The organism is Bartonella harrusi (assembly GCF_024297065.1).
Classification (GTDB): domain Bacteria; phylum Pseudomonadota; class Alphaproteobacteria; order Rhizobiales; family Rhizobiaceae; genus Bartonella; species Bartonella harrusi.
The window spans coordinates 103,402-124,870 of the sequence record NZ_CP101114.1 but is presented as its reverse complement, the minus strand read 5'-3'; the positions used below and the strand labels follow the sequence as shown (position 1 = coordinate 124,870).

Below are 21,469 nucleotides of genomic sequence, written 5' to 3'. Positions count from 1 at the left end.
AATCAAATAAAATCAATACTTATTAAGTCTTCAAAATTCTCCTCTATACCTAAATCTACAATCAACACTATTTCTTTTAAAGGCAAAAATACCACCCCTGTCTTTATGAAAAACTACTATACTTTTTCTGAAAATCATGCCTCTTATAAATAAAAATTCATCGTAGATTTTGTTTCCGTTCTCGACTTTTTATTGTTTTCGATTCCTCTATCTTTCGATAAAGCGTAGAGCGACCAATATGAAGACGCCGAGCAATCTCACTCATATGCCCTTTATAATGTTCAACCGCTTTCTCAATAATATCATGCTCCATCTCTGCAAAAGTTCGAACATGCCCCTCAGCATTTAAAAATTGTATCGTTTCCTGTTCATGATGTTTTTCACCATCATTCTCAACAATATTTGGAACACTCATTGATGGATCCCCTATTAATTGAGGAAAATCACGAACCGTTAACAATGGCCCCTCGCTTAACAAAACCGCACGAAATAAACAATTCTCAAGTTCAGCCCGATTACCAGGCCAATCATACTGCATAAGTAATGAAAGAGCTGATCCTGCTAAACCATGAACATGTGATCGCCCTGTTTCCATAATAATGCGATCAATCAAATGTTGCGTAAGCTCTGGAAAATCATCCCTTAATTCCCGCAAAGCAGGAACACTGATCGATAATTGGGAAAGCTGTTCAAACAAACTGTGCGAAAAATAATCTTCTTTCACTAAATCTGAAAGCCGCGATGTTGAAATAGCTATAATACGAAAAGAAGGAAGATTATTCTTTGCTGCCTTTTCCCTCTCTTGAAGATAATTTGCCAAGCGTTTTTGCTGTATGGGCTCAAGTCTATCAACATCACAAAGACAAAGTGTTCCTTTCTCAAGAGAAGAGACCAATGGTAGAAATTCTTTAAACCACTGACGATTTTCTTCTTCCGGATCAACAATAGCTGAACATTGGAAGCGAATAAAATCCCCCTCCGATGACAAACCCTCATGATGAATAATGCGCGCTAATATTTCGCGATCAGTTCCACTTTCACCTTCTATCAAAAGATTCTGTAAAGAACCCGCTGCTTTCCTCGATTGTTCTAGAACGATCTGCATTGGTCTGCTTTTCACAAAGAGATCAGAAAAACGCAAATGATCCTCATTTTTTCGCCGAATATAAGAAACCTCACGCTTCAATGCAGAAATAAGAGCAAGAATATCTAAAGTAACTCTCAATCGTAATGACGTCACTGGATAAATCCAATAATCAATAGCTCCAGCTGTTAAAGCTTTCTGGAGTATATTTTGATTCTCTTGTTGTGCTATCACAACAATAGGGACAGAAACACCAGCAACCCTAATCATTTTAATCAAATCACCTACACCCAAATCACTCATGGCAACATCAAGGAGTGCAAGCACAATATTTCTACGCCTGTGTAAAAGATCAATCGTACGTAAACCATTTTCTGCTTCAATAACTCGGTGACCAAAACCTCGAAGCATTGCAGAAAGCTCTATACGTTTTCCATAATCTTCACTCGCAACAAGAATAGGACCAACCATAATTTTAATAATCTCCTTTGAGACTACTAAACGGCTCAATGTAAAAATTGTTGTAAACCATAAGAAATATTTAGCCTCTTGTGTTTTATCTACGATATTTCATCAAGCTGTTAATTAAATACAACATTAAGGCATTTTTTTCTATTTTTTTTTGTTTTTCATTGATTTTCATCAATTTTTTTATGTTGACTCATAGAATAATTTAATAGTGTTATAGAAGATAAAGAACCAAGTAATACAAATAGAGTATAATAAATGAAACATACCTGCCATATTTTATATCTTATGATCATCACTTTAGTGTTAAGTGCCTGTGGTTCTTCACATTATTACGGGCAAAATATACCAGCTAAAATTGATGGAAAATGGGTTGATGAAAACGGTATTATTTCTTCTTTTCGCAACGGCGTTTTTGAAACACGTGCAGCGGATACAGAAGAAAAATTGTCAGAAGGTACATATAATTATGTTAATCTCCAACAGATAGAGATTGAAATACGCTCTATTCTCCGTGGAACAATATCTAAAGTCAATTGTATGATATCATCCGATGCAACACACCTTTTCTGCACACCACAGATAGGATCACAATTTTCTCTTAAGAGAAATTTTAGATAAAAAAACTCAAGTGACTCTTAAAAAGACAGTATGCATACACATACTCAGGAGGTATAAACTCTCCTCCTGATGAAAAGTTTTCTCTAAAATACAAAAAAAACTGATACCGCACTTTGATAACAAAACCTGCAAACATTATGGAAGATATGGATCACTCTTTTTTCTGAGAAGCATCTTCTGTTGTTGTACAACAAAGTTTTGTTCTTTTATTGCTGAATCTCTATTATTCTCAAAAACTTTCTTTGATGTACATACTACAACTTATGCTGCACCAATGCGCAAAAGATCATGAAAATGAACAATTCCTACCGGTTTCTTATTCTCAACCACAAAAAAAGCACCAATGTGATGATCATTAATAAAAGCTGTTGCTGCTCCGACCAGTGTCTTTGGTTCCAAAATTTTAGGATTTTTTGTCATCACCTCATCAACATTAAATTTTGATAAGTTAAAGTGCATGTTGCGTGCAAGATCACCATCAGTCACAATCCCAATTAACTCACCTTTTTGATTCACAACGCCAACACAACCAAAATGTTTTTCAACCAAAACATTCATCGCTTCAGTCATTTTGGTTCCCTGTATCACTAAAGGAATACGATCACCTTCATGCATAATATCACGCACATATTTCAAGTTTGCACCAAGCGAACCACTAGGATGATACGTTTTGAAATCTGTTGCCGTAAAGCCACGCATTTCTAAAAGAGCAACAGCTAATGCATCCCCCATCGCTAATTGCATAATTGTTGAAGTTGTGGGAGCAAGTCCGTGTGGACAAGCCTCCTCTATCTTTGGCAACAAAAGTACGATATCAGCTTGTCGTCCTAATACAGAGTGCTCACCCGATGTCATAGCAATAAGTGGGGTGCGAAAACGCGCAGCATGGTTAATAATACCACTCAATTCCAAAGTTTCACCTGACCACGATAAGGCAAGGATGACATCATCAGATCCAATCATACCAAGATCACCGTGATTGGCTTCTGCAGCGTGAACAAAAAAAGCTGGTGTTCCCGTTGAAGCTAAGGTTGCAGCAATTTTTGTTCCTATGTGGCCGCTCTTCCCAAGACCTGTAATCACCACATGACCATTCGCATTTCTAATCGTTTGAACAGCCGTTGCAAAAGAGGAAGAAAGACTTCCCAAAAGAGCTGCTTCAAGAGCTTTTATCCCTTGCTTTTCACTCGCAAGTGTTTTTAGTGCTGATGTAACAGCATCCTGCAAAGCTATATGAGGAAATTTTCTTGCCATAATCAAATTTGATAAATGAAATTAAATGAAAGATCTACAATCATTTTGCAATTTTAATGATTTTTAGTAAATTTTTCAATGAAGCAGAAACTTGGCTATGCATATCAGCTCGTGATAAAGAAAATGCAACATTGGCTTCGATGAAACCAGCTTTAGAACCACAATCAAAGGTCAGCCCTTCTAACTGGAAGCCAAAAAAGTCCTGTTCATTTGAGAGCCTTACCATTGCATCTGTTAATTGAATCTCATTTCCTGCTCCGCGTTCTTGATTGGAGAGAATATCAAAAATTTCTGGTTGCAGGATATAGCGTCCATTAATGTATAAATTCGATGGGGCTGTTTCTTTTGTTGGTTTTTCTACCATTTTCGTAATTTTAAAACCGTTTGCAATCTGTTTTCCTCGTCCAACAATACCATATTTATATGCCTCTCTAGGATCACACTCTTGAACAGCAACAATATTTCCTCCACCGGTTTCCTCATAAAGATTGATCATCTCAGAAAGGCAGCCTTTTTTAGCTTGTATAAGCATATCCGGTAACAATAAAGCAAAAGGTTCATTCCCAACCAATTCACGCGCGCACCAAACAGCATGCCCTAGCCCCAAAGGCTGCTGTTGCCGCGTAAAGGAAGTCGTTCCTGGTGGTGGCTGTAAACTGTGTAAATGCTCAAGCTCTTCTTTTTTTTCACGTTTAGCAAGAGTTGTATATAACTCAACTTGGGCATCAAAATAATCTTCAATAACAGCTTTATTGCGTCCAGTAACAAAAATAAAATGCTCAATACCAGCTTCACGCGCCTCATCTACAACATATTGAATCACTGGCTTATCAACAACTGTCAGCATTTCTTTAGGAATTGTTTTTGTTGCTGGAAGAAAACGTGTCCCAAGACCAGCCACAGGAAATACTGCTTTCCGGATTTTACCCACTTTCACCTTGCCCCTTCTTATTTATCGTATCATTTCCTGTTCTCAGTTAACATAGTTTTTATTAAATGGTAAAAAAAGATCTCTTATTGTTTTTGATTGCCAATATCCAATATAAAGAGATGTAAAGAATATGATAACTAATTGGGAATCTTTCTTCAAAACAAACAATCCGTTTTAGCCTTTCTTATTCATTTGATAATATCATCGATAACACCAAATAAAAGAATGAAACTCTTACGTATAAAAACACTTAAATATTGAGGGGGGATTTAAAAATGCAAAAGACAAAACCTAACACTTTCTTTTCTCTCGAAAAATCGATAAATTGGAAAACTTTTATTATAGGTTTAGCCGCTCTTCTTTCAGCCTTTTTAATGTTTTTTACATCATTTTTACAGGCTGACAGTGGTTTTAAACATTGGATTAAAGAGTTTAAAAAAATAGCCATCGCCAATAAAATCTCACCTGCTACGTTTGATATAGCTTTTAAAACCGTCACAGTAATAGATCCAAACGTTTTAGAAAAAGCTGCATACCAACCAGAATTTGTTGATCATCCATGGAAGTATTTTGATAATCGTATTCATAATTTTGCAATTTTAGAAGGGCGGCGTCAAGCTCAAAAATGGAAAAACTGGCTTCATCAAATTGAGAAACGTTTTGGTGTTGACCGTAATATTCTCCTCGCTATTTGGTCAATGGAAAGCAATTATGGAAAAATTTTAGCAAATAAAACTGTTATGTGTGATACCATTCGTTCACTCGCAACCCTAGCCTATGCTGACCAAAAACGTGTAAAATACGCGCGCGCGCAACTCATTGCTGCAATGAAAATTCTCCAACGTGGTGAAATTAAACGCGCTCAACTTACTGGATCTTGGGCCGGAGCAATGGGGCATACGCAATTTATTCCAAGCAGTTATCTCGCTTATGCTATTGATATGGATGGGGATGGACGACGTGATATCTGGAATTCTGTTCCAGATGCCCTCGCAACTTCTGCTAACCTGCTCCACATGAATGGTTGGCAATCTAACCTCCTTTGGGGCGTAGAAGTTAAATTGCCAAAAGGCAAAAATCTTCCTGAAGATTGGCATTCCTTTGAGCAGTGGGCAAAGCTAAGCGTAAAAAACGCAAATGGACAGCCTTTACCTTTATCATCGGAACAAGCAATATTAAAATATCCCGATGGGCTAAAGGGGCCTATATTCTTAGTAACAAAAAATTTCTTTGTGCTTAAACGTTATAATAATGCCGATCGCTATGTTTTAGCGGTCGCCCTTCTTGCTAACCGTATTGCTAGAAAACCTGGACTCATTCAGGATTGGCAACGGCCATTCAAACCTCTTACTTTTCATGAGCGCAAAGAACTGCAATCGCGCTTAATGGCGCTTGGCTATTATAAAGGAGAAATTGATGGCAAAATCGGCGCAGCCTCTCACAAAGCGCTGAAAGCTTTTCAAATGCAGCATGGCTTAACGACAAATGGATATCCAACCCATGAAGTCCTCTTTCTTGTTAGAAAACAATAATTTGGGGTAAAGTGATTGTTTTATTTACGCCAAATATATTTAATCTGCCTGTTTTTCTCTCTCTTTTTTGTGAGTGTTATACAACCCTCTCCAAGTCAAGCGACAAATTTTTTTAAGTGGTTGTTAGAACATAACAAACAAGAGAAACCACAACAACATCCACAAATTATAGAACAAAAGAGATACAAACCACAAAAAAGGATTATAATACAAAAGCGAAAAGAAGAAAATGCAAAACGTATTCTCGTCATAGGGGACTTTGTCGCTTCTGCTGTTGCTAAAGCGCTTAAAAAGCTTTTTATGGATAAGGATGATCTTATCGTCGTAAATCATACAATATCAAATTCTGGTTTGGTCCGCACCGATCAAACCACTTGGAAAAATAATATTTCCAAATTCATCGAGAATGATAGACCTGACGCCATTATCGTGGTGATTGGTGCCAATGATAATCAATCAATAACAACGTCTCATGGCATATTCAGTACAATGCAGGCAGAATGGTTCAGTCTCTACAAGCAAAGAGTTTTTGAAATTGCTGAAGTCCTTCATACTTCAGGAAAACCATGGATATGGATGGGACAACCTGCTTTTGGAGATGAGAATTTGACACAAAAAATGAAAATTCTCAATGAGCTCTACAAGCAAGAAACAGAAAGGGCTGGAGGATATTTTATCGATGTTTGGGATGGTTTTATTGATGAAAAAGGGCAATTTTCTTTTTCAGGTTATGATATAAATGGAAAAGTCGTAAGATTACGCACCCACGATGGTATCGGTTTTACCTTTGAAGGAAAGAGAAAACTTGCTTCTTATATAGAAAAAAAATTGGAAAATATTTTAAATTTTCATACACTTGCTCATAAAAATTCACTTTTGATCAATATCAACACGTCAAATATTCCGCAAGAAATACAGAATATTGAACATCAAGCTCCAATAAGCCTTCATGACATGGCACAACAAAATACTGGATTACTCAATAAAATAGATCAAAACTTTATAAAAAAGTCATGGCTTCCGGCAAATGGTCATCAAAAAGACCGCGCTGATAATTTTTCTTTTCCCTAATATCTTTAAAACACACAATCTTCATTTTCTCTACAAATGAAGATTGTGTTTATATACCCGTAATGGAGTAGCACTTTGCATAAAATTCAACCGCAGGAAAGAACACAACAACGGTATGACCTCGCACCATACCATTCTCCCCTTCTCATCCATTGGTGGACTCTTAATGGTTTTATGCCTTTGTTTCCCTAAAAACGCACGTACTTTTTCTGTTGCTTGTAAATCAACATCCAATCCTAAAGTAGCAACATGTTTAAGAAAAAGATTAAGGCGATTTAGTACTTTTTTAGCTGTCCTAGCTTTTGTATGCCAAATGGGTGCAAGCGTATTGCGTATATCTGTTAGTGTCATTTCTGAAATGGCGAGACAACTTCATTAAGAGAAGATATGAAGTTTTAAAAGAAAACCAACATCCATCTTTAGCATCATTTTTAGTTCAGCTTTACGACTTCCAAAAGTGTCCACAGCAATGTCTTTTAGATAATAGAGATACGCAAATTGCCTCACGCTTTTATTTGTCACGTTCGTTAATGATGGAGTCACATAACCCGCATACAAACCAAAATACCATTGTGCTACATATTCACCGGCTTTTTTAAAGAAATCAACCTTTCTTAAAACACTCAACCCCATTTCACACCACCACCTATAAATGGTATACTGATAAATTTATTGAGCACCACCATCTTTACAATTATCAAGAAACAAGCCTGTACCATTATTCTCTTTACTAACCACCAATGTTGCGACAGCCCTTACATTTAAACGATTCATTAAAAGCATTTTTATGCCTTTCCTCACAGGTTTTTACCACACGATAATCCCACTTGTAATGTGCAAAGAGATAGTTATGATTGATTTAAAATCAGCAGGATTGAAATGATAGAACTTAGGATACTGTGTCTCCTATTCAACATGGAAAACGATAAATTATCTTTAAAATCAATATGTTATTTCTTACAATCCACGTTTTTTTATCATGGCTTCTGGTGATGGCAACCGTCCCCGAAACGCTTTATAGAGTTCCTCTGGATCATGACTTCCCCCAGCAGAATAGATAAAACGCTTTAAGCGATCAGAAAGTTCTGAATCAAAAACATTCCCTGTTTCTTCAAAAGCTTGAAAAGCATCAGCATCAAGGACTTCCGACCACATATAAGAATAGTAACCAGCGGCATAACCATCTCCTGAAAATATATGCGTAAAATGTGCAGGACGATGACGCATGATAATTGTTTTGGGCATTTGTAACTTTTCTAATTCTTGGCGTTCAAATAGTGTTGGATTGGTTACTGTTTTTCCCTGATGAAAAGCCATATCCACGAGAGCCGATGAGGTAAATTCAACCGCAGCAAAACCAGCATTAAATTTCTGTGCAGATAAGACTTTATCCATCAATGTTTGTGGCATAGGAAGCCCTGTTTTTACATGCGTAGCATACGATTTTAAAATCTCTGGTACGGTTAACCAATGTTCATAAAGTTGAGAAGGAAGTTCAACAAAATCACGCGAAACAGATGTTCCAGCTACAGATGGCCATGTCACATTAGAAAGCAAACCATGTAATGCATGACCAAATTCATGAAACAATGTACGCGCATCATCAAGCGATAAAAGTGCAATCTCTTCTTTGGGTGGCTTAGCAAAATTACAAACATTATAGATAATAGGTTTTTGTTCGCCATCCAATTTATGTTGCGATTGTAAACTACTCATCCATGCACCAGATCTTTTTGAAGAGCGTGCAAAATAATCACCGATAAAATGCCCTAGCAGGCTTCCATCAGATTGCCTTACTTCCCACAAACGTGCATCAGGATGCCAAAGCGTAATAGCATTCTTTTCTTCAAATGTAATACCAAAGAGCTTTTCTGCTACCCCAAAAGCTGCTTTAATGATACGATCAAGCTGAAAATAACATTTAATTTCAGATCCATCGAAAGAGAATTTTTCAGTGCGAAGTTTTTCAGCGTAATAACGCCAATCCCAAGCTTCTAAAGTCTCATTGCTTCCCTGATCATGTGCAAAATTTTGCAATTCAATTTGTTCACTAGAAGCTTTAGCTCTTGCACGCTCCCATACAGGTGTGAGCAAATCCATAACAGCATCAACACTTTTTGCCATGGTATTATCAAGTTTCAAATCTGCAAATGACTTATATCCTAATAATTTAGCCTTCTCATCACGAAGTGCAACAATCTCTAAAATAATCGGCCGATTGTCATTCTCGTTATCATTTTCACCACGTTTGGACCAAGCTTGAAATGCTCTTTCACGTAAATCACGGCGACGAGAAAATCTTAAAAAAGGATCAACCATTGAGCGTGCCAATGTTAATGCATAGGATCCCTCATGTCCTCTTTCACGCGCAACTTCCTTCATTGAAGCAATAAGATCATCAGGCAAACCAGACAAATCTGTTTGTTCTAGAAATAAAACCCATTCAGCTTCATCTTTTAAAACATGCTGACCAAAAGTAGCATTAAAAAAAGCAAGCTTCTCATTAATTTCAACAAGCCGTTTTTTATCCTCTTCATTAAGCCTTGCACCGTTACAAACAAACTTTTTCCACCATAATTCAAGAACACGTGTTGTTTCACTATCATACATGCCTTGTTGTGACTGTTTATATAGTGCATCTATTTTCGTAAATATTCGTGCATCCATCATAATTTTAGAAGAATAGCGAGAAAGTTTTACAACAAACTCTTGTTCTAACTTCTGAATCAATGCATTACTATCTGCACTCGAACGCAAGAAAAAGATTGAACAAACACGATCAAGCGCTTTGCCAGAAAGCTCAAAAGGTTGTAAAAAACTCTCGAGTGTCGCTGGTTCTTGAACTGTTGCAATTGTCTCTAGTTCTTGTTCTGCTTCTTGAAGAGCCTGTTCAAAAGCGGGTCTAAAATCTTCATCGCTTATTGAAGAAAAATCAGGAAGCCCTGAAAATCCTTTCCAGTCCAACACTGCTTCTTTTGTCATAATATTTTCTCTCTCCATTATGAGTTTGATGTATAATAATTACCTTTACGACACAAATTAATAATATACTAAAATTATTGTGTGCGTTGCAAAAATGCTTTTCAGATTTCTCTTTTAAAAGCAAACATCAAGACTATTTTTCTTATAAGAAGATAAAAAAATGAAAATTTCTATATATCTTATTCATGAAATTGTTTATAATCCGTAATCTATCCTTGACTTTTCTTCAAATATTAACAATTGAATAACCACAATTGGGGAGGTTTTCTAAAATCTTCCATAACTTTTGTATACCTATCCATGATATAAATTTATTATTCTCCAATCCTTCGGAAGGTACTTTGTTATGACTGAAATTAAAACGACCTTCGACTTCAAAAATTCTTCACCTGAAGTTCTCGCCGAGAAATTAAAAAATCTTCATTTTGCTGACTCGATTGATATTATCAATGATCTCGATATCATGCAGCGTGTAGCTGTTCTTAGCCTTTTGCCTCTTGATTACGCCATTGAACTGTTTGACAAACCAGAGCTTGAACAACCAGCAGCTATTCTTGAACTTCTCCCTGTGAATCATTCAGTTGAAATTCTTGATGGTATGTCCGCTGATGCTGCCGCAGATGTCTTTCAAGAAATGGATCAGGAAACCTGCAAAAAGCTTTATGCATTGCTCAAACCTTTAACGCGCGCTGAACTAAAAAAACTAACCAGTTACCCTGATCATACAGCGGGTGCGCTAATGACTACAGAGTTTATAGCGATCCCCGCAAACTGGACCGTAAAAAGAACTCTGGATTACATTCGTGATGTTGAACGAACACGCGAAACAGTTTACACGAGCTATGTTATCGATCCTAAAACAGGCACTCTTCTCAAGGCTGTTTCACTGCGTAGCCTTATCCTTGCCTCACCTGATGATCAAATTCTCAATATCTCTACACATGACACACCTATTACAATATCTCCCTTTACACATCATGAAGACATCGCTCGTCTTTTTCAACGCCATGATCTTCTCTCTGTACCAGTTATTGATGATAGTAATCATGTCATTGGTATTGTGACAGTCGATGACGTACTTGATACAATGGTTGAGGAAATGAGTGAAGATGCTTATAAATTTGGGGGTATGGAAGCTCTTGATAAGCCCTACATGCAAATCAATTTTCTAGGAATGATGAAAAAACGTGGCGGTTGGCTCGCATTACTTTTTCTTGGTGAAATGCTCACTGCAAGCGCTATGCAATATTTCGAAACAGAACTTGAAAAAGTCATCACTCTCACTCTGTTTATCCCTCTCATTATGAGTTCGGGAGGAAACTCGGGTTCGCAAGCAACATCCCTTATTATTCGTGCTTTAGCTTTACGTGAGCTCACACTCAAAGATTGGTGGAAAATTATCCTCCGTGAAATTCCAGCTGGGATATCTCTTGGCCTTTTACTTGGACTTATTGGAATGATGCGTATTGCTCTTTGGCAAGAACTTGGTATTTACAATTATGGTGAACATTGGATTTTTATTGCTATAACAGTGGGTGCAGCTTTAGTTGGAATTGTCACCTTTGGTTCTTTATCCGGCTCTATGCTTCCCTTTATTCTTAAACGTTTTGGATTTGATCCAGCAAGTGCTTCAGCTCCTCTTGTCGCAACTTTAGTGGATGTCATGGGAATCGTGATCTATTTTTCTGTTGCTTCCTTTATCTTATCTGGAACTCTGCTCTAATATGGAAAGCAAAAATACACCTCATACAACTTAAAATCTTTGCTCTATAAGCAGTGTGTGAACAAAACCTTGTTTTTTAAAATATAAAAAAGCACCATACATTTTAAATAAATTCTTTTAATGTTGTCATAGTTCATTATTTAAAATGCTTCACTTATGAAGAAACATAAAATATTCAATGAAGAGTCAAAAAAATGAGAGTAAAGTGAATGTATGTTAACGTACTCTCTAAAGAAAAAACGAAGTTAACATAAAGAAAAATAAACATTAGAATTCTATTTGCTAACATCTAATTTTATAAATGCTCTTGCATTAAGACCGTTCATGAAAGGCATATCACGTCCTTTCTCAGACCTCATTTATTCATACAAAATTCCCCCTCTTCATAACCTGAAAATAAATATTTTTTTAATGCATAATAAAATGGGAAACTATTTTATGTATTGAACATTCCAACATAATAAGAAAAGAACAACGATATTATAAACGAGCAAATTACAGTATTTGTTTTCTAGTGCATACCTCATTTGAAATGCTTACACATTCAAAGGTTTTTGGAAAAGTTCTTCAAATAAACAGAACATCAAAAAACTTTTATATAAAACTGCAGATCTTTAAAAACGTGTTCTAGAATCGATTAAAAATCCCCGAAACTAAAGATAACACTTCAAAAAATATAATGAAATCAATAATCACTCAATTCTTTACTGTAAGACACAGTAATTGATTGAATTGTTTTTCTTATCCCTCTTCCAAAATTATAAAAAAACATGTAAAAGGTTGTGTAAGAATAAGGTAAGGAACGCAAAGGCGTTGCCTCAAATGAGATTTCATTAAACGAAAAGAAGAAAATTTATGCAATTGCGTAATATCGCCATCATTGCCCATGTTGACCATGGCAAAACAACACTTGTAGACGAGCTTCTCAAACAATCAGGGAACTTTCGTGATAATCAGCGTACCAGCGAACGTATGATGGATTCAAATGACATCGAAAAAGAACGCGGAATTACAATTCTAGCAAAAGTCACCTCTGTTATTTGGAAAGATACCAGAATTAACATTGTTGATACACCAGGTCACGCTGATTTTGGTGGAGAGGTTGAACGTATTTTGAACATGGTTGACGGTGCAATTGTGCTTGTTGATGCTGCTGAGGGTCCAATGCCGCAAACAAAATTTGTCGTTGGAAAAGCATTAAAAGTAGGTTTACGTCCAATTGTTGCTATCAATAAAATTGATCGCGCTGATGCACGCGCTGATGAAGTCATCAATGAGGTTTTTGATCTTTTTGCTGCTCTTGATGCAACCGATGAACAACTTGATTTTCCCATTCTTTATGGATCGGGTCGGGATGGATGGATGGCTGAAACTCCTGAAGGTCCGAAAGATCAAGGACTTACTCCTTTGTTTGATCTTGTCACCCGCCATGTCCCTTCCCCTCATGTCGCAGAGGGGCCATTTCGTATGATCGGAACTATTCTTGAGGCAGATCCCTTTCTTGGGCGAATTATTACAGGGCGCATTCATTCGGGCTCTATAAAACCCAATCAAAGTGTTAAAGTGCTTGGGCAAGATGGAAAACTTCTCGAAACTGGGCGTATTTCAAAAATTTTGGCATTTCGTGGGTTGGAAAGACAACCTATTGAAGAAAGTGTTGCCGGCGATATTGTAGCAATTGCCGGTCTACAAAAAGGTACCGTTGCCGATACTTTCTGTGATCCTACAGTTAATGAACCTCTCACCGCTCAACCAATTGATCCTCCTACTGTTACTATGAGCTTTCTCGTCAATGATAGCCCCCTTGCCGGAACCGAAGGCGATAAAGTAACAAGCCGTGTTATCCGTGATCGTTTGTTCAAAGAAGCTGAAGGCAATGTCGCCCTTAAAATTGAAGAATCAGCTGATAAAGATTCTTTCTATGTTTCAGGACGAGGAGAATTACAACTTGCCGTTCTTATTGAAAATATGCGCCGTGAAGGATTTGAGCTTAGTGTTTCACGGCCACGCGTTGTGATGCAAAAAGATGAAAACGGAACAACCCTTGAACCAATCGAAGAAGTTGTCATCGATGTTGATGAAGAATATTCTGGAACTGTTGTGCAAAAAATGTCCGAACGTAAAGGTGAAATGGTTGAATTGCGCCCTTCTGGAGGCAACCGTGTCCGTCTTGTCTTTTATGCACCAACGCGAGGACTCATTGGTTATCAATCCGAGCTTTTAACTGATACACGTGGTACAGCCATTATGAATCGCCTTTTCCACGCCTATGAGCCTTATAAAGGAGATATTAGCGGTCGCGTTAATGGTGTTATGATTTCAAATGATAACGGTGAATCTGTCGCTTATGCTCTCTTTAATCTTGAAGATCGCGGACCTATGGTGATCGATGCTGGTGTTAAAGTCTATCAAGGCATGATTATTGGTATACACTCACGTGATAACGATTTAGAAGTAAATGTTTTAAAAGGAAAAAAGCTGACCAATATGCGTGCGTCTGGAAAAGATGAAGCCGTAAAATTAACTCCCCCGCTTAAAATGACGTTAGAACGTGCTCTAGCCTGGATACAAGATGATGAACTTGTAGAAGTAACGCCTAAAAATATTCGTTTACGTAAACTCTATTTAGATCCCAATGAACGTAAACGTTTTGAAAAAACACGTGCATCAATTTCAAGCTAATTTTATAGCTTTCTCCGTCGAATATTTTATTGTATTTAGTTTCATCACTCCAGAAAGGATGTTACCGTGAATATTAAAGAAATCCCCGTTGGTAAAAATCCACCAGAAGATGTCAATGTTATTGTAGAAGTCTCTCTTGGTGGTCAACCAATAAAATATGAGATGGACAAAAAGTCAGAAGCATTGTTTGTTGATCGTTTTCTTCATACATCAATGGTTTATCCAGGAAATTATGGCTTTGTTCCGCATACACTTTCGGATGATGGTGATCCTATTGATGTGCTTATCTGTAATACCCGTCCACTGATCCCTGGTTGTGTTATTAATGTTTGCCCTATCGGTGCCCTCATAATGGAAGATGATGGTGGCAAAGATGAAAAAATTATTGCTGTTCCTACCCCAAAATTAACAAAACGCTATATCAACATTCATGACTATACAGATCTTCCTGAAATCACTCTTAAGCAAATTGAACACTTCTTTGAACATTATAAAGATCTCGAGCCTGGGAAATGGGCTAAAATAGAAGGTTGGCGGGATAAAAATTTTTCCCGTGAACTCATTAAGCAAGCGATTGAGCGCAACAAAAAAATCTAACCACTACAAAAAATAAAGCCTATTTTTTAAATGGGCTTTTTTACTTTGTAAGATCATCTTCTAAAGATCGCCATACTTTCTTTAACTTTTCCAAATGTGTTAAAAAATAAAGCTGCTTGTAGCGAGATGTTGCTCCACTTTTGAGGAAAATACAAGAAGATGGAATTTTCCATTGCTTCGATAAAAACTGAATGAGAGCTTTATTTGCCTTTCCATCTTCAGGAACAGCGCGAAGGCGTATAACCAAATATTGCTTTCCGTCATCCCTACATTCAATTCCTATTATTCTATCAACGGCAGCCTTTGGAGTGAGGTGTACAAACAGACTCACGCCATGGTTATCATCAATTTTATAAAACATCTTCATGCACCTCATGCAGTATTTTTACCAATACATGCCTGCATAAGCACGCCACATGAAAGTACGAATAAAATAAATAATGATAAAAACGACAATAGGTGAAATATCAATTGTTCCCAAATTTGGTAAAATCTGCCGGATACGACTTAGAATTGGCTCTGTCAACCGATATAAAAAGCTTCCTATCAAAACAACAAAGCGATTGCGTGGATTTATGATATTAAAGACATACAACCAAGAGAAAATGACACTTACGATTAAAATATCTATATAAATACTGAAAATGAGATCTATCACTTGAAGCAAGGCATAAACCATGTTTTATTCCTCTTTTTATCAAAGAAACAAAAGAGCGTATAGAAACTTTCATTAAAATTAATCTCTTTATGGAACAATGGTGTTGCACTTCAATGCTCCTTTTTCCATAAATAGAAAATCTAAAGACTAAAATTCTTCATCTCTATTCTCTATTACAATGATGAGAAACCTCGTAAAAAATATGAGAAAAAAGAACTCATTAAAACAGAAAAAACAGTGAATAACCTGAGAATCTTAAAAAAAACTCTAAAAGCTCCTTACATAATAATCTCATCATTTTAACTGTAAGTCTTTTACAAAAAACGCTTAAATTAAAGACGACCTTTAAAGGTCGTCTTTATTATTTTTTAAAATTATTTCTGCAAAGCAATTAAACGATTAAGGGCATTGCTAAAACCATTCAACTGAACAAATAAATCATTCAAAGGCGGTTCACCTGGAGCGGCAATTGTCATAGCCATTTTCAAATGCTTTCCAGCACGTAAAGCTGTCACATGACTTTTATCAAAAACTATTGGAACAATGCAACCTGCTGATGTACACGTCCGAACACTGGTTTCGATCACAGCCTTTCCCTCATCAACTTGTAAGCGAACAGGCTTAGAGACTAAAACACCAAAAGGAATCGTTAGATTGCCAGATACTACACCATCAGCATTAAGAAGGACATTCATAGTCACAACAACACGGCCCTGATCATTTACTTCTTGGCGGTACATAAAACAAATCTTTTTTCCCTCTTGTATAACACAATTAACAGTCCACAAGCCGAAAGTTTCAGACAAAGAAGAGGCACCGTTTGGTAATGTAGCTGCTGCGGGTTTGGTTGCAGCAGGTTTTGAATCTGATGCAAATGCTACAGAAGAAATACTCAAGAGAGTAAAAAATATAAGTAAATTCAATAACTTTTTCATTTTATATTCCAGTTCTTTACATAAAAGAGAAACATACTCATTATCTTTTAATAATTACACATATATAAAAACATCTTAATAAAAAAGAGCTTTCTACAATTGTATAGCTTTTATAATCGTTTGAGGCTACCTCGAAATTCATTAACAACTTTCCTATAAACATGCTTTTTAAAAGAAATAACAATCGAAGGAAGAGTTTCTAGATCAATCCATTTCCACTGGTCGAATTCCGCTTTATGACCATTCGGCGGAGGATTAGTCGCGATTTCAGAAAGATCTCCCGTAAATTGAAAAGCAAACCATTTTTGTATCTGTCCTCGATATTTATTGCTTAATTTGCATCCAATAAGTTCTTGTGGAAAATCATAAGTAAACCAATCTTTTGCTTCCTTAATCAACTTTATAGATCGAATACCCGTTTCTTCGTAAAGTTCACGACATGCTGCATCTAATGGCTCTTCATTCTCATCAATTCCTCCTTGAGGAAGCTGCCAACGATGAGACATTTCGGTAATAGGATGATCGGACGTCATTAAACGACGCCCAACCCAAACTTTACCTGCATGATTAAAGACAGCAATTCCAACGCATCTGCGATAAGGAAGGGCATTCAAATTAACCTCTGCATTATTCATGCAATAATCCTCAAACTGTATACTCCCTTTCTCACTTTAAAATATCCTTATTGGGATCTGGTGGAAATGCTGCATGCGCCATTTCACCCCGTAACAACTTATAAGCTTCATGCAATTGAACATCATCTTTAGGGTCTTGTGGAACAAAAGCAGCTGAACCAGATCCTTTCTTACTTTCTCGCTTCCCTTTGATATGCCCTTTTAATGTCGATTCACCAATTTTTACATCGTAGCCTTTATATTTTTCAGGAAGCGGTTGCTCTACAATAATATCAGGTGTAATTCCAGTCCCTTGAATTGAAGTACCAGACGGTGTGTAATAAAGCGCAGTTGTTAAGCGCAAGGCACCATTTTCACCTAAGGGGATAATCGTTTGAACAGATCCCTTGCCAAAAGATTGCGTCCCTAAAATCGTAGCACGACGATGATCTTGTAGTGCGCCTGCAACAATTTCAGAAGCACTTGCCGAACCACCGTTAATGAGTACGATGAGAGGCTTTTCATTGATGATATCTCCTGGCTTAGCATCAAATCTCGTCACATCACTTTTCTTCCGCCCACGGGTCGAGACAATTTCACCTTTATTGAGAAAGGCACTCGAAACACTCACAGCTTGATCTAAAAGACCACCAGGATTAAGCCGTAAATCAAGAACATATCCCTTCAACTTATCTTGAGGAATTTTAGACTGAATATCTTTAATTGCGGCCTGAAGATTGCCAAAGGTCTGCTCGGAAAACTGAATAATTCTTACATATCCAATATCACCCTCAACGCGATATTTTACCGCTTTTATTTTGATGATATCACGAACAACCTTAATTTCGAGAGGCTTATCAACACCAGAACGAATAACTGTCAACATAATTGGTGTTCTAGGAGCTCCCCGCATCTTATTAACAGCTTCACTCAATGTTTGACCATTCGTCTCTACACCATCAATTTTTGAAATGAGATCCCCTGCTAAAATACCCGCTTTTGAAGCAGGTGTATCATCCATTGGAGAAACAACTTTAATTAAGCCTTTCTCCATGGTAACTTCAATACCAAGACCTCCGAATTCTCCCTTCGTAGAATCCCGCATCTCCTTAGCTTCTTGCGCATTCATATAAGATGAATGGGGATCAAGTGATGTGAGCATCCCATTGACAGCATTTTCAATAAGCTTTTTATCATCTGGAACCGTCACATATTGCATACGGACGCGTTCAAAAATATCGCCAAATAGAGCCAGCTCTTTATAAACATCATTTTCATTATTGGCAGCAACAGACTGCACCATTATCATTGAACATGCGCCGAGCAATACCCCAGCGACCAAAAGAACAACTTTACGAATCATTTTGGTTCCTTCTCGTTTTTTTCAGTCCGCCACCAAGGAGTCGGATTCACAGGCTTCCCCTGCTTTCGAAACTCAATGTAAAGCATTGGAGCAGTTTTTCCTATATCCAATGCAACACTGTTCGCAACAAATTGCATCCCCATCGTTCCAAGTGGTTCACCGGCAAGAACAAACTGTCCCTGACTTACGTTGATTTTCGACACCCCAATAAGAATGATATGATAACCATTGCCAACATTGAGAATAATTAATTGTCCATAAGAACGAAATGGCCCAGCAAAAGCAACAAGAGCATCAGCAGGAGATATAACAACAGCGGATGCTTCTGTTTCAATCACTTCACCAAAGCGCGTCATCTGCGAACTATTATGCGAATGCCGCACTCTTTTTCCTAAAACAGGCAAAAATAAAGAACCTTTTCGACTTTCAAAATTCGACTGCTCTAACAATTGTAAATTTTTCTGTACCTGTATTGATGCATCAAAACTCAGTTTTGATTGACGATCAAGCTCTAAAATTAACTCCTCTAAAGAGCGCGCTTGTTTAGCAAGTACAATGTTCTTTTGTTGTTGCTCTGTAAGCTCTTCTTCTGATCTTTGTTGTAATTTAGCTTTTTTCCCTAATAAAAGCTCTAAATGCTTTTTCTGTTCTGCTTGCTTTTGCATTTTAGCCTTTAACGCTGTATACTCCATGGTAATTGAATTGGTTAAATTGGTCAACTCCTTCAGACTTTCTGTTAAAGCGCGTGTTTTCTCTTGCATTTGAGGGACAACAGCCCCTAATAAAACAGAACTACGGACAGAAGTTAATACATCTTCAGGTCGCACTAAAAGAGCAGGAGCGGGATTTAACCCCATACGTTCTAAAATGGCAAGAACTTCCGCAAATTCAGCACGTCGATTTTTTAGATTTTGTTGAACTTGCACCCGCTTTTTTATCATTTTTTTAGCTTTTCTTCTCTTTCAGCAATATCATTTGCTACTGCACGTTCTTCTTTAGCAACCTTTATAAGTGCATCACTTAAAGTACGTTGATCTTTTTTTAAACCTTCAACTTGACGCTCAAGGAAAGCAACCCGCTCACGCGAAAGTGAAATATTTTGGTGAATCTCTGCTAACGCTTTGTGTACTTCTTCTACACTCCTTACTGTACCTTCAGCATGTGATACAGAAAAACAAAAAACTATACTCAAGAACAACACGAAAAATAGCATAAATTCTTCATATAAATGTTGCATCTTTCTATGAAGAAGCCGTTCCATTTGCCCAACCATTAAGCATCATCACATAAATGAGTGATGCTTTAAATGACGTCAACTAAAACAATATTAATAAATACACAAATAAGTGCTAAAAATTGTCTAAAAATATTAAACACGATGATAAGGGTGGTTACTGGCGATCGTTACAGCACGATAAAGCTGTTCGGCAAGAAGTATACGTGCAATTTGATGCGGCCATGTCATAAAACCAAAAGACAAAAGAAAGTCAGCACGGCTTCTTATCTGTTCATTATGCCCATCTGGTCCCCCTAAAGCAATTATCAAATCACGGATACCTTCATCACGATAAAATTCTAACTTTTCAGCAAAAGTAGATGATGAAATCGACTTTCCACGTTCATCCAACACGATTAACCGACACTTGTCAGGCAAAAATCCGATAAGCTTTCTTCCCTCCTCTTCCATACGCTGACATGCTGTTTGCGCACGACTTTCTGATATCTCTTGTAATTTTTTGAAATGAAATCCCAAAGTTCCAGAACTTTTAGAAAAACGATCCAAATAATGGTGAAACAATGTGTGTTCTGCACCCATCTTCATGCGGCCAACAGCAAAAATAGAAATTTGCATGTTAATGATCTCCAAAGAGAACCGATTTTGTATTGTTTACATCAGGAGCAAGCCACATTTTTTCTAAATTATAAAAGAGACGAATTTCTGGACGAAAAAGATGAACGATGATATCACCTGTATCAATCAATATCCAATCACCCGTCGCTAACCCTTCTACACTTACAAGACCGTATCCGCTGTCTTTCCAAGTACATAACAAATGATCAGCAATAGCAGTAACATGGCGTTGTGAATGCGCTGAAGCTATAACCATGTAATCAGCCAAAGATGATTTACCCCGAATATCTATGGAAACGATATCTTCTGCTTTTGTATCCTCTAAACTTTTGAGAATAATTTCAAGACCATCACTCACAGAAAAAATTCTTTTTTCTGTAGCAGATGCAATACTGTAAGAGTATTTTTGTGAAATGTTTTTCAGGCCAATATCCTTTCTTATCATTTAAAACATAGAGAAAAGAGAAGCAGAATCTTACAAAATATTCAAGAAAAATTATTCTCCTTTAAACGAAGATTCGTTGAAGACTGAAAAGATAAAGGACCATGTAAATAAGTCCAAGCCGGTGGTTTCATAAAAGGTAATCGTATACTTTCTCTCTCATCTACACGAAAAGAACGGTAAATATGTGCCATAGGAGAAGAGAATGCTGACATATGCGCAAAAGGACGATCAACAATCGCAATAGGAAGCATCGATACAATAGCACGCCATCGATACCAATGATGTATCGTTGCAAAACTATCTGCACCCATCACCCACACAAAATGGACTCCACGACAATGTGTGAGAATATGAGAAATCGTATCTATTGATACTTTACTACCTATTGCCTGTTCAAAACCCGTTACACGAATCTTCGGATGATCAACGAGTTTAATACTGAGCCGCATTCTCTCATCTAAAGAAGGTAAATGTGTACAATCCTTTAAGGGGTTTCCTGGAGTTACCATCCACCATAATTGATCAAGATGTAAACGCCGAATTGCGCTTTTTGCAACAAGAAGATGACCAGCATGGGGTGGATTAAAAGACCCACCAAAAAGACCAACAATATTGGACTTTTCAACATGTGGCATACGATCTTTCCAAGGAAAAAAT

20 protein-coding genes and 1 pseudogene are annotated in these 21,469 nt (G+C 37.1%); 6 read left to right on the top strand and 15 right to left on the bottom strand.

All coding sequences use genetic code 11. The features are described 5' to 3' along the window. Positions 1-157: 157 nt before the first annotated feature. A complete protein-coding gene (locus NMK50_RS00510; RefSeq protein WP_254770464.1) occupies positions 158-1,555 on the bottom strand; it encodes a sigma-54-dependent transcriptional regulator in 1,398 nt (465 codons plus the stop codon). Positions 1,556-1,810: 255 nt separating this feature from the next. Here NMK50_RS00510 and omp10 point away from each other — a divergent pair, with 255 nt between their 5' ends. After that, complete coding sequence (gene omp10, locus NMK50_RS00505) at positions 1,811-2,173, top strand: outer membrane lipoprotein Omp10 (RefSeq protein WP_254770463.1); 363 nt, start codon at positions 1,811-1,813, stop codon at positions 2,171-2,173. A 261-nt stretch (positions 2,174-2,434) separates the two neighbouring features. Here omp10 and NMK50_RS00500 read toward each other — a convergent pair whose 3' ends face one another. Both NMK50_RS00500 and galU read right to left on the bottom strand, forming a co-directional pair. After that, the gene (locus NMK50_RS00500) at positions 2,435-3,427 is read right to left on the bottom strand and encodes a KpsF/GutQ family sugar-phosphate isomerase (RefSeq protein WP_254770462.1); all 993 of its coding nucleotides are present in this window, start codon (positions 3,425-3,427) and stop codon (positions 2,435-2,437) included. A gap of 40 nt (positions 3,428-3,467) precedes the next feature. Further along, positions 3,468-4,358: a UTP--glucose-1-phosphate uridylyltransferase GalU gene (galU, locus tag NMK50_RS00495; protein WP_254770461.1), complete on the bottom strand. Its 891-nt coding sequence runs from the start codon at positions 4,356-4,358 to the stop codon at positions 3,468-3,470. 275 nt (positions 4,359-4,633) lie between these two features. On the opposite strand from galU, the gene NMK50_RS00490 reads away from it, so the two are divergent. Together NMK50_RS00490 and NMK50_RS00485 are read left to right on the top strand one after the other, a co-directional pair. Then, positions 4,634-5,890: a lytic murein transglycosylase gene (locus NMK50_RS00490; RefSeq protein WP_254770460.1), complete on the top strand. Its 1,257-nt coding sequence runs from the start codon at positions 4,634-4,636 to the stop codon at positions 5,888-5,890. Positions 5,891-5,905: 15 nt separating this feature from the next. Then, complete coding sequence (locus tag NMK50_RS00485) at positions 5,906-6,961, top strand: SGNH/GDSL hydrolase family protein (RefSeq protein ID WP_254770459.1); 1,056 nt, start codon at positions 5,906-5,908, stop codon at positions 6,959-6,961. A gap of 30 nt (positions 6,962-6,991) precedes the next feature. On the opposite strand, the gene NMK50_RS00480 is transcribed toward NMK50_RS00485, so the two are convergent. The 3 genes from NMK50_RS00480 to NMK50_RS00470 all read right to left on the bottom strand — a co-directional run bounded on the left by NMK50_RS00480 (position 6,992) and on the right by NMK50_RS00470 (position 9,943). Next, positions 6,992-7,312 (bottom strand): hypothetical protein, encoded by a 321-nt coding sequence (locus NMK50_RS00480; protein WP_254770458.1) that lies wholly within the window; start codon positions 7,310-7,312, stop codon positions 6,992-6,994. Between the two features lie 24 nt (positions 7,313-7,336). Continuing rightward, the gene (locus NMK50_RS00475) at positions 7,337-7,594 is read right to left on the bottom strand and encodes a hypothetical protein (protein WP_254770457.1); all 258 of its coding nucleotides are present in this window, start codon (positions 7,592-7,594) and stop codon (positions 7,337-7,339) included. 324 nt (positions 7,595-7,918) lie between these two features. Continuing rightward, a complete protein-coding gene (locus tag NMK50_RS00470) occupies positions 7,919-9,943 on the bottom strand; it encodes a M3 family metallopeptidase (protein WP_254770456.1) in 2,025 nt (674 codons plus the stop codon). A 346-nt stretch (positions 9,944-10,289) separates the two neighbouring features. Here NMK50_RS00470 and mgtE point away from each other — a divergent pair, with 346 nt between their 5' ends. The 3 genes from mgtE to ppa all read left to right on the top strand — a co-directional run bounded on the left by mgtE (position 10,290) and on the right by ppa (position 14,945). After that, positions 10,290-11,666 carry a magnesium transporter gene (mgtE, locus tag NMK50_RS00465; RefSeq protein ID WP_254770455.1) on the top strand — a complete coding sequence of 459 codons (1,377 nt, stop codon included), beginning with the start codon at positions 10,290-10,292 and terminating at the stop codon, positions 11,664-11,666. Positions 11,667-12,521: 855 nt separating this feature from the next. After that, positions 12,522-14,348 (top strand): translational GTPase TypA, encoded by a 1,827-nt coding sequence (gene typA, locus NMK50_RS00460; protein ID WP_254770454.1) that lies wholly within the window; start codon positions 12,522-12,524, stop codon positions 14,346-14,348. A gap of 66 nt (positions 14,349-14,414) precedes the next feature. Further along, positions 14,415-14,945, top strand: a complete 531-nt coding sequence (gene ppa, locus NMK50_RS00455; protein ID WP_254770453.1) for an inorganic diphosphatase — start codon at positions 14,415-14,417, stop codon at positions 14,943-14,945. A gap of 40 nt (positions 14,946-14,985) precedes the next feature. On the opposite strand, the gene NMK50_RS00450 is transcribed toward ppa, so the two are convergent. From NMK50_RS00450 to NMK50_RS00410, 9 genes and pseudogenes are all read right to left on the bottom strand, one after another. Further along, a complete protein-coding gene (locus tag NMK50_RS00450) occupies positions 14,986-15,306 on the bottom strand; it encodes a DUF167 domain-containing protein (RefSeq protein ID WP_254770452.1) in 321 nt (106 codons plus the stop codon). A 24-nt stretch (positions 15,307-15,330) separates the two neighbouring features. Then, entirely contained in the window at positions 15,331-15,624 is a 294-nt protein-coding gene (locus tag NMK50_RS00445; protein ID WP_254770451.1) for a YggT family protein, read from the bottom strand. Positions 15,625-15,977: 353 nt separating this feature from the next. Continuing rightward, the gene (locus NMK50_RS00440) at positions 15,978-16,538 is read right to left on the bottom strand and encodes an invasion associated locus B family protein (protein WP_254770450.1); all 561 of its coding nucleotides are present in this window, start codon (positions 16,536-16,538) and stop codon (positions 15,978-15,980) included. 110 nt (positions 16,539-16,648) lie between these two features. Continuing rightward, positions 16,649-17,173: an RNA pyrophosphohydrolase gene (locus tag NMK50_RS00435; protein WP_254770449.1), complete on the bottom strand. Its 525-nt coding sequence runs from the start codon at positions 17,171-17,173 to the stop codon at positions 16,649-16,651. Between the two features lie 31 nt (positions 17,174-17,204). Then, positions 17,205-18,515 carry a S41 family peptidase gene (locus NMK50_RS00430; RefSeq protein WP_254770448.1) on the bottom strand — a complete coding sequence of 437 codons (1,311 nt, stop codon included), beginning with the start codon at positions 18,513-18,515 and terminating at the stop codon, positions 17,205-17,207. Next, positions 18,505-19,788, bottom strand: a pseudogene (locus NMK50_RS00425) (murein hydrolase activator EnvC family protein). The gene NMK50_RS00430 and the pseudogene NMK50_RS00425 overlap by 11 nt, the downstream one beginning before the upstream one ends. A 96-nt stretch (positions 19,789-19,884) precedes the next feature. Continuing rightward, complete coding sequence (gene rlmH / locus NMK50_RS00420; protein ID WP_254770447.1) at positions 19,885-20,367, bottom strand: 23S rRNA (pseudouridine(1915)-N(3))-methyltransferase RlmH; 483 nt, start codon at positions 20,365-20,367, stop codon at positions 19,885-19,887. Position 20,368: 1 nt separating this feature from the next. Continuing rightward, positions 20,369-20,812, bottom strand: a complete 444-nt coding sequence (gene rsfS / locus NMK50_RS00415) for a ribosome silencing factor (protein ID WP_254770446.1) — start codon at positions 20,810-20,812, stop codon at positions 20,369-20,371. A 41-nt stretch (positions 20,813-20,853) separates the two neighbouring features. After that, entirely contained in the window at positions 20,854-21,447 is a 594-nt protein-coding gene (locus NMK50_RS00410; protein ID WP_254771248.1) for a nicotinate-nucleotide adenylyltransferase, read from the bottom strand. Positions 21,448-21,469 lie beyond the last annotated feature (22 nt).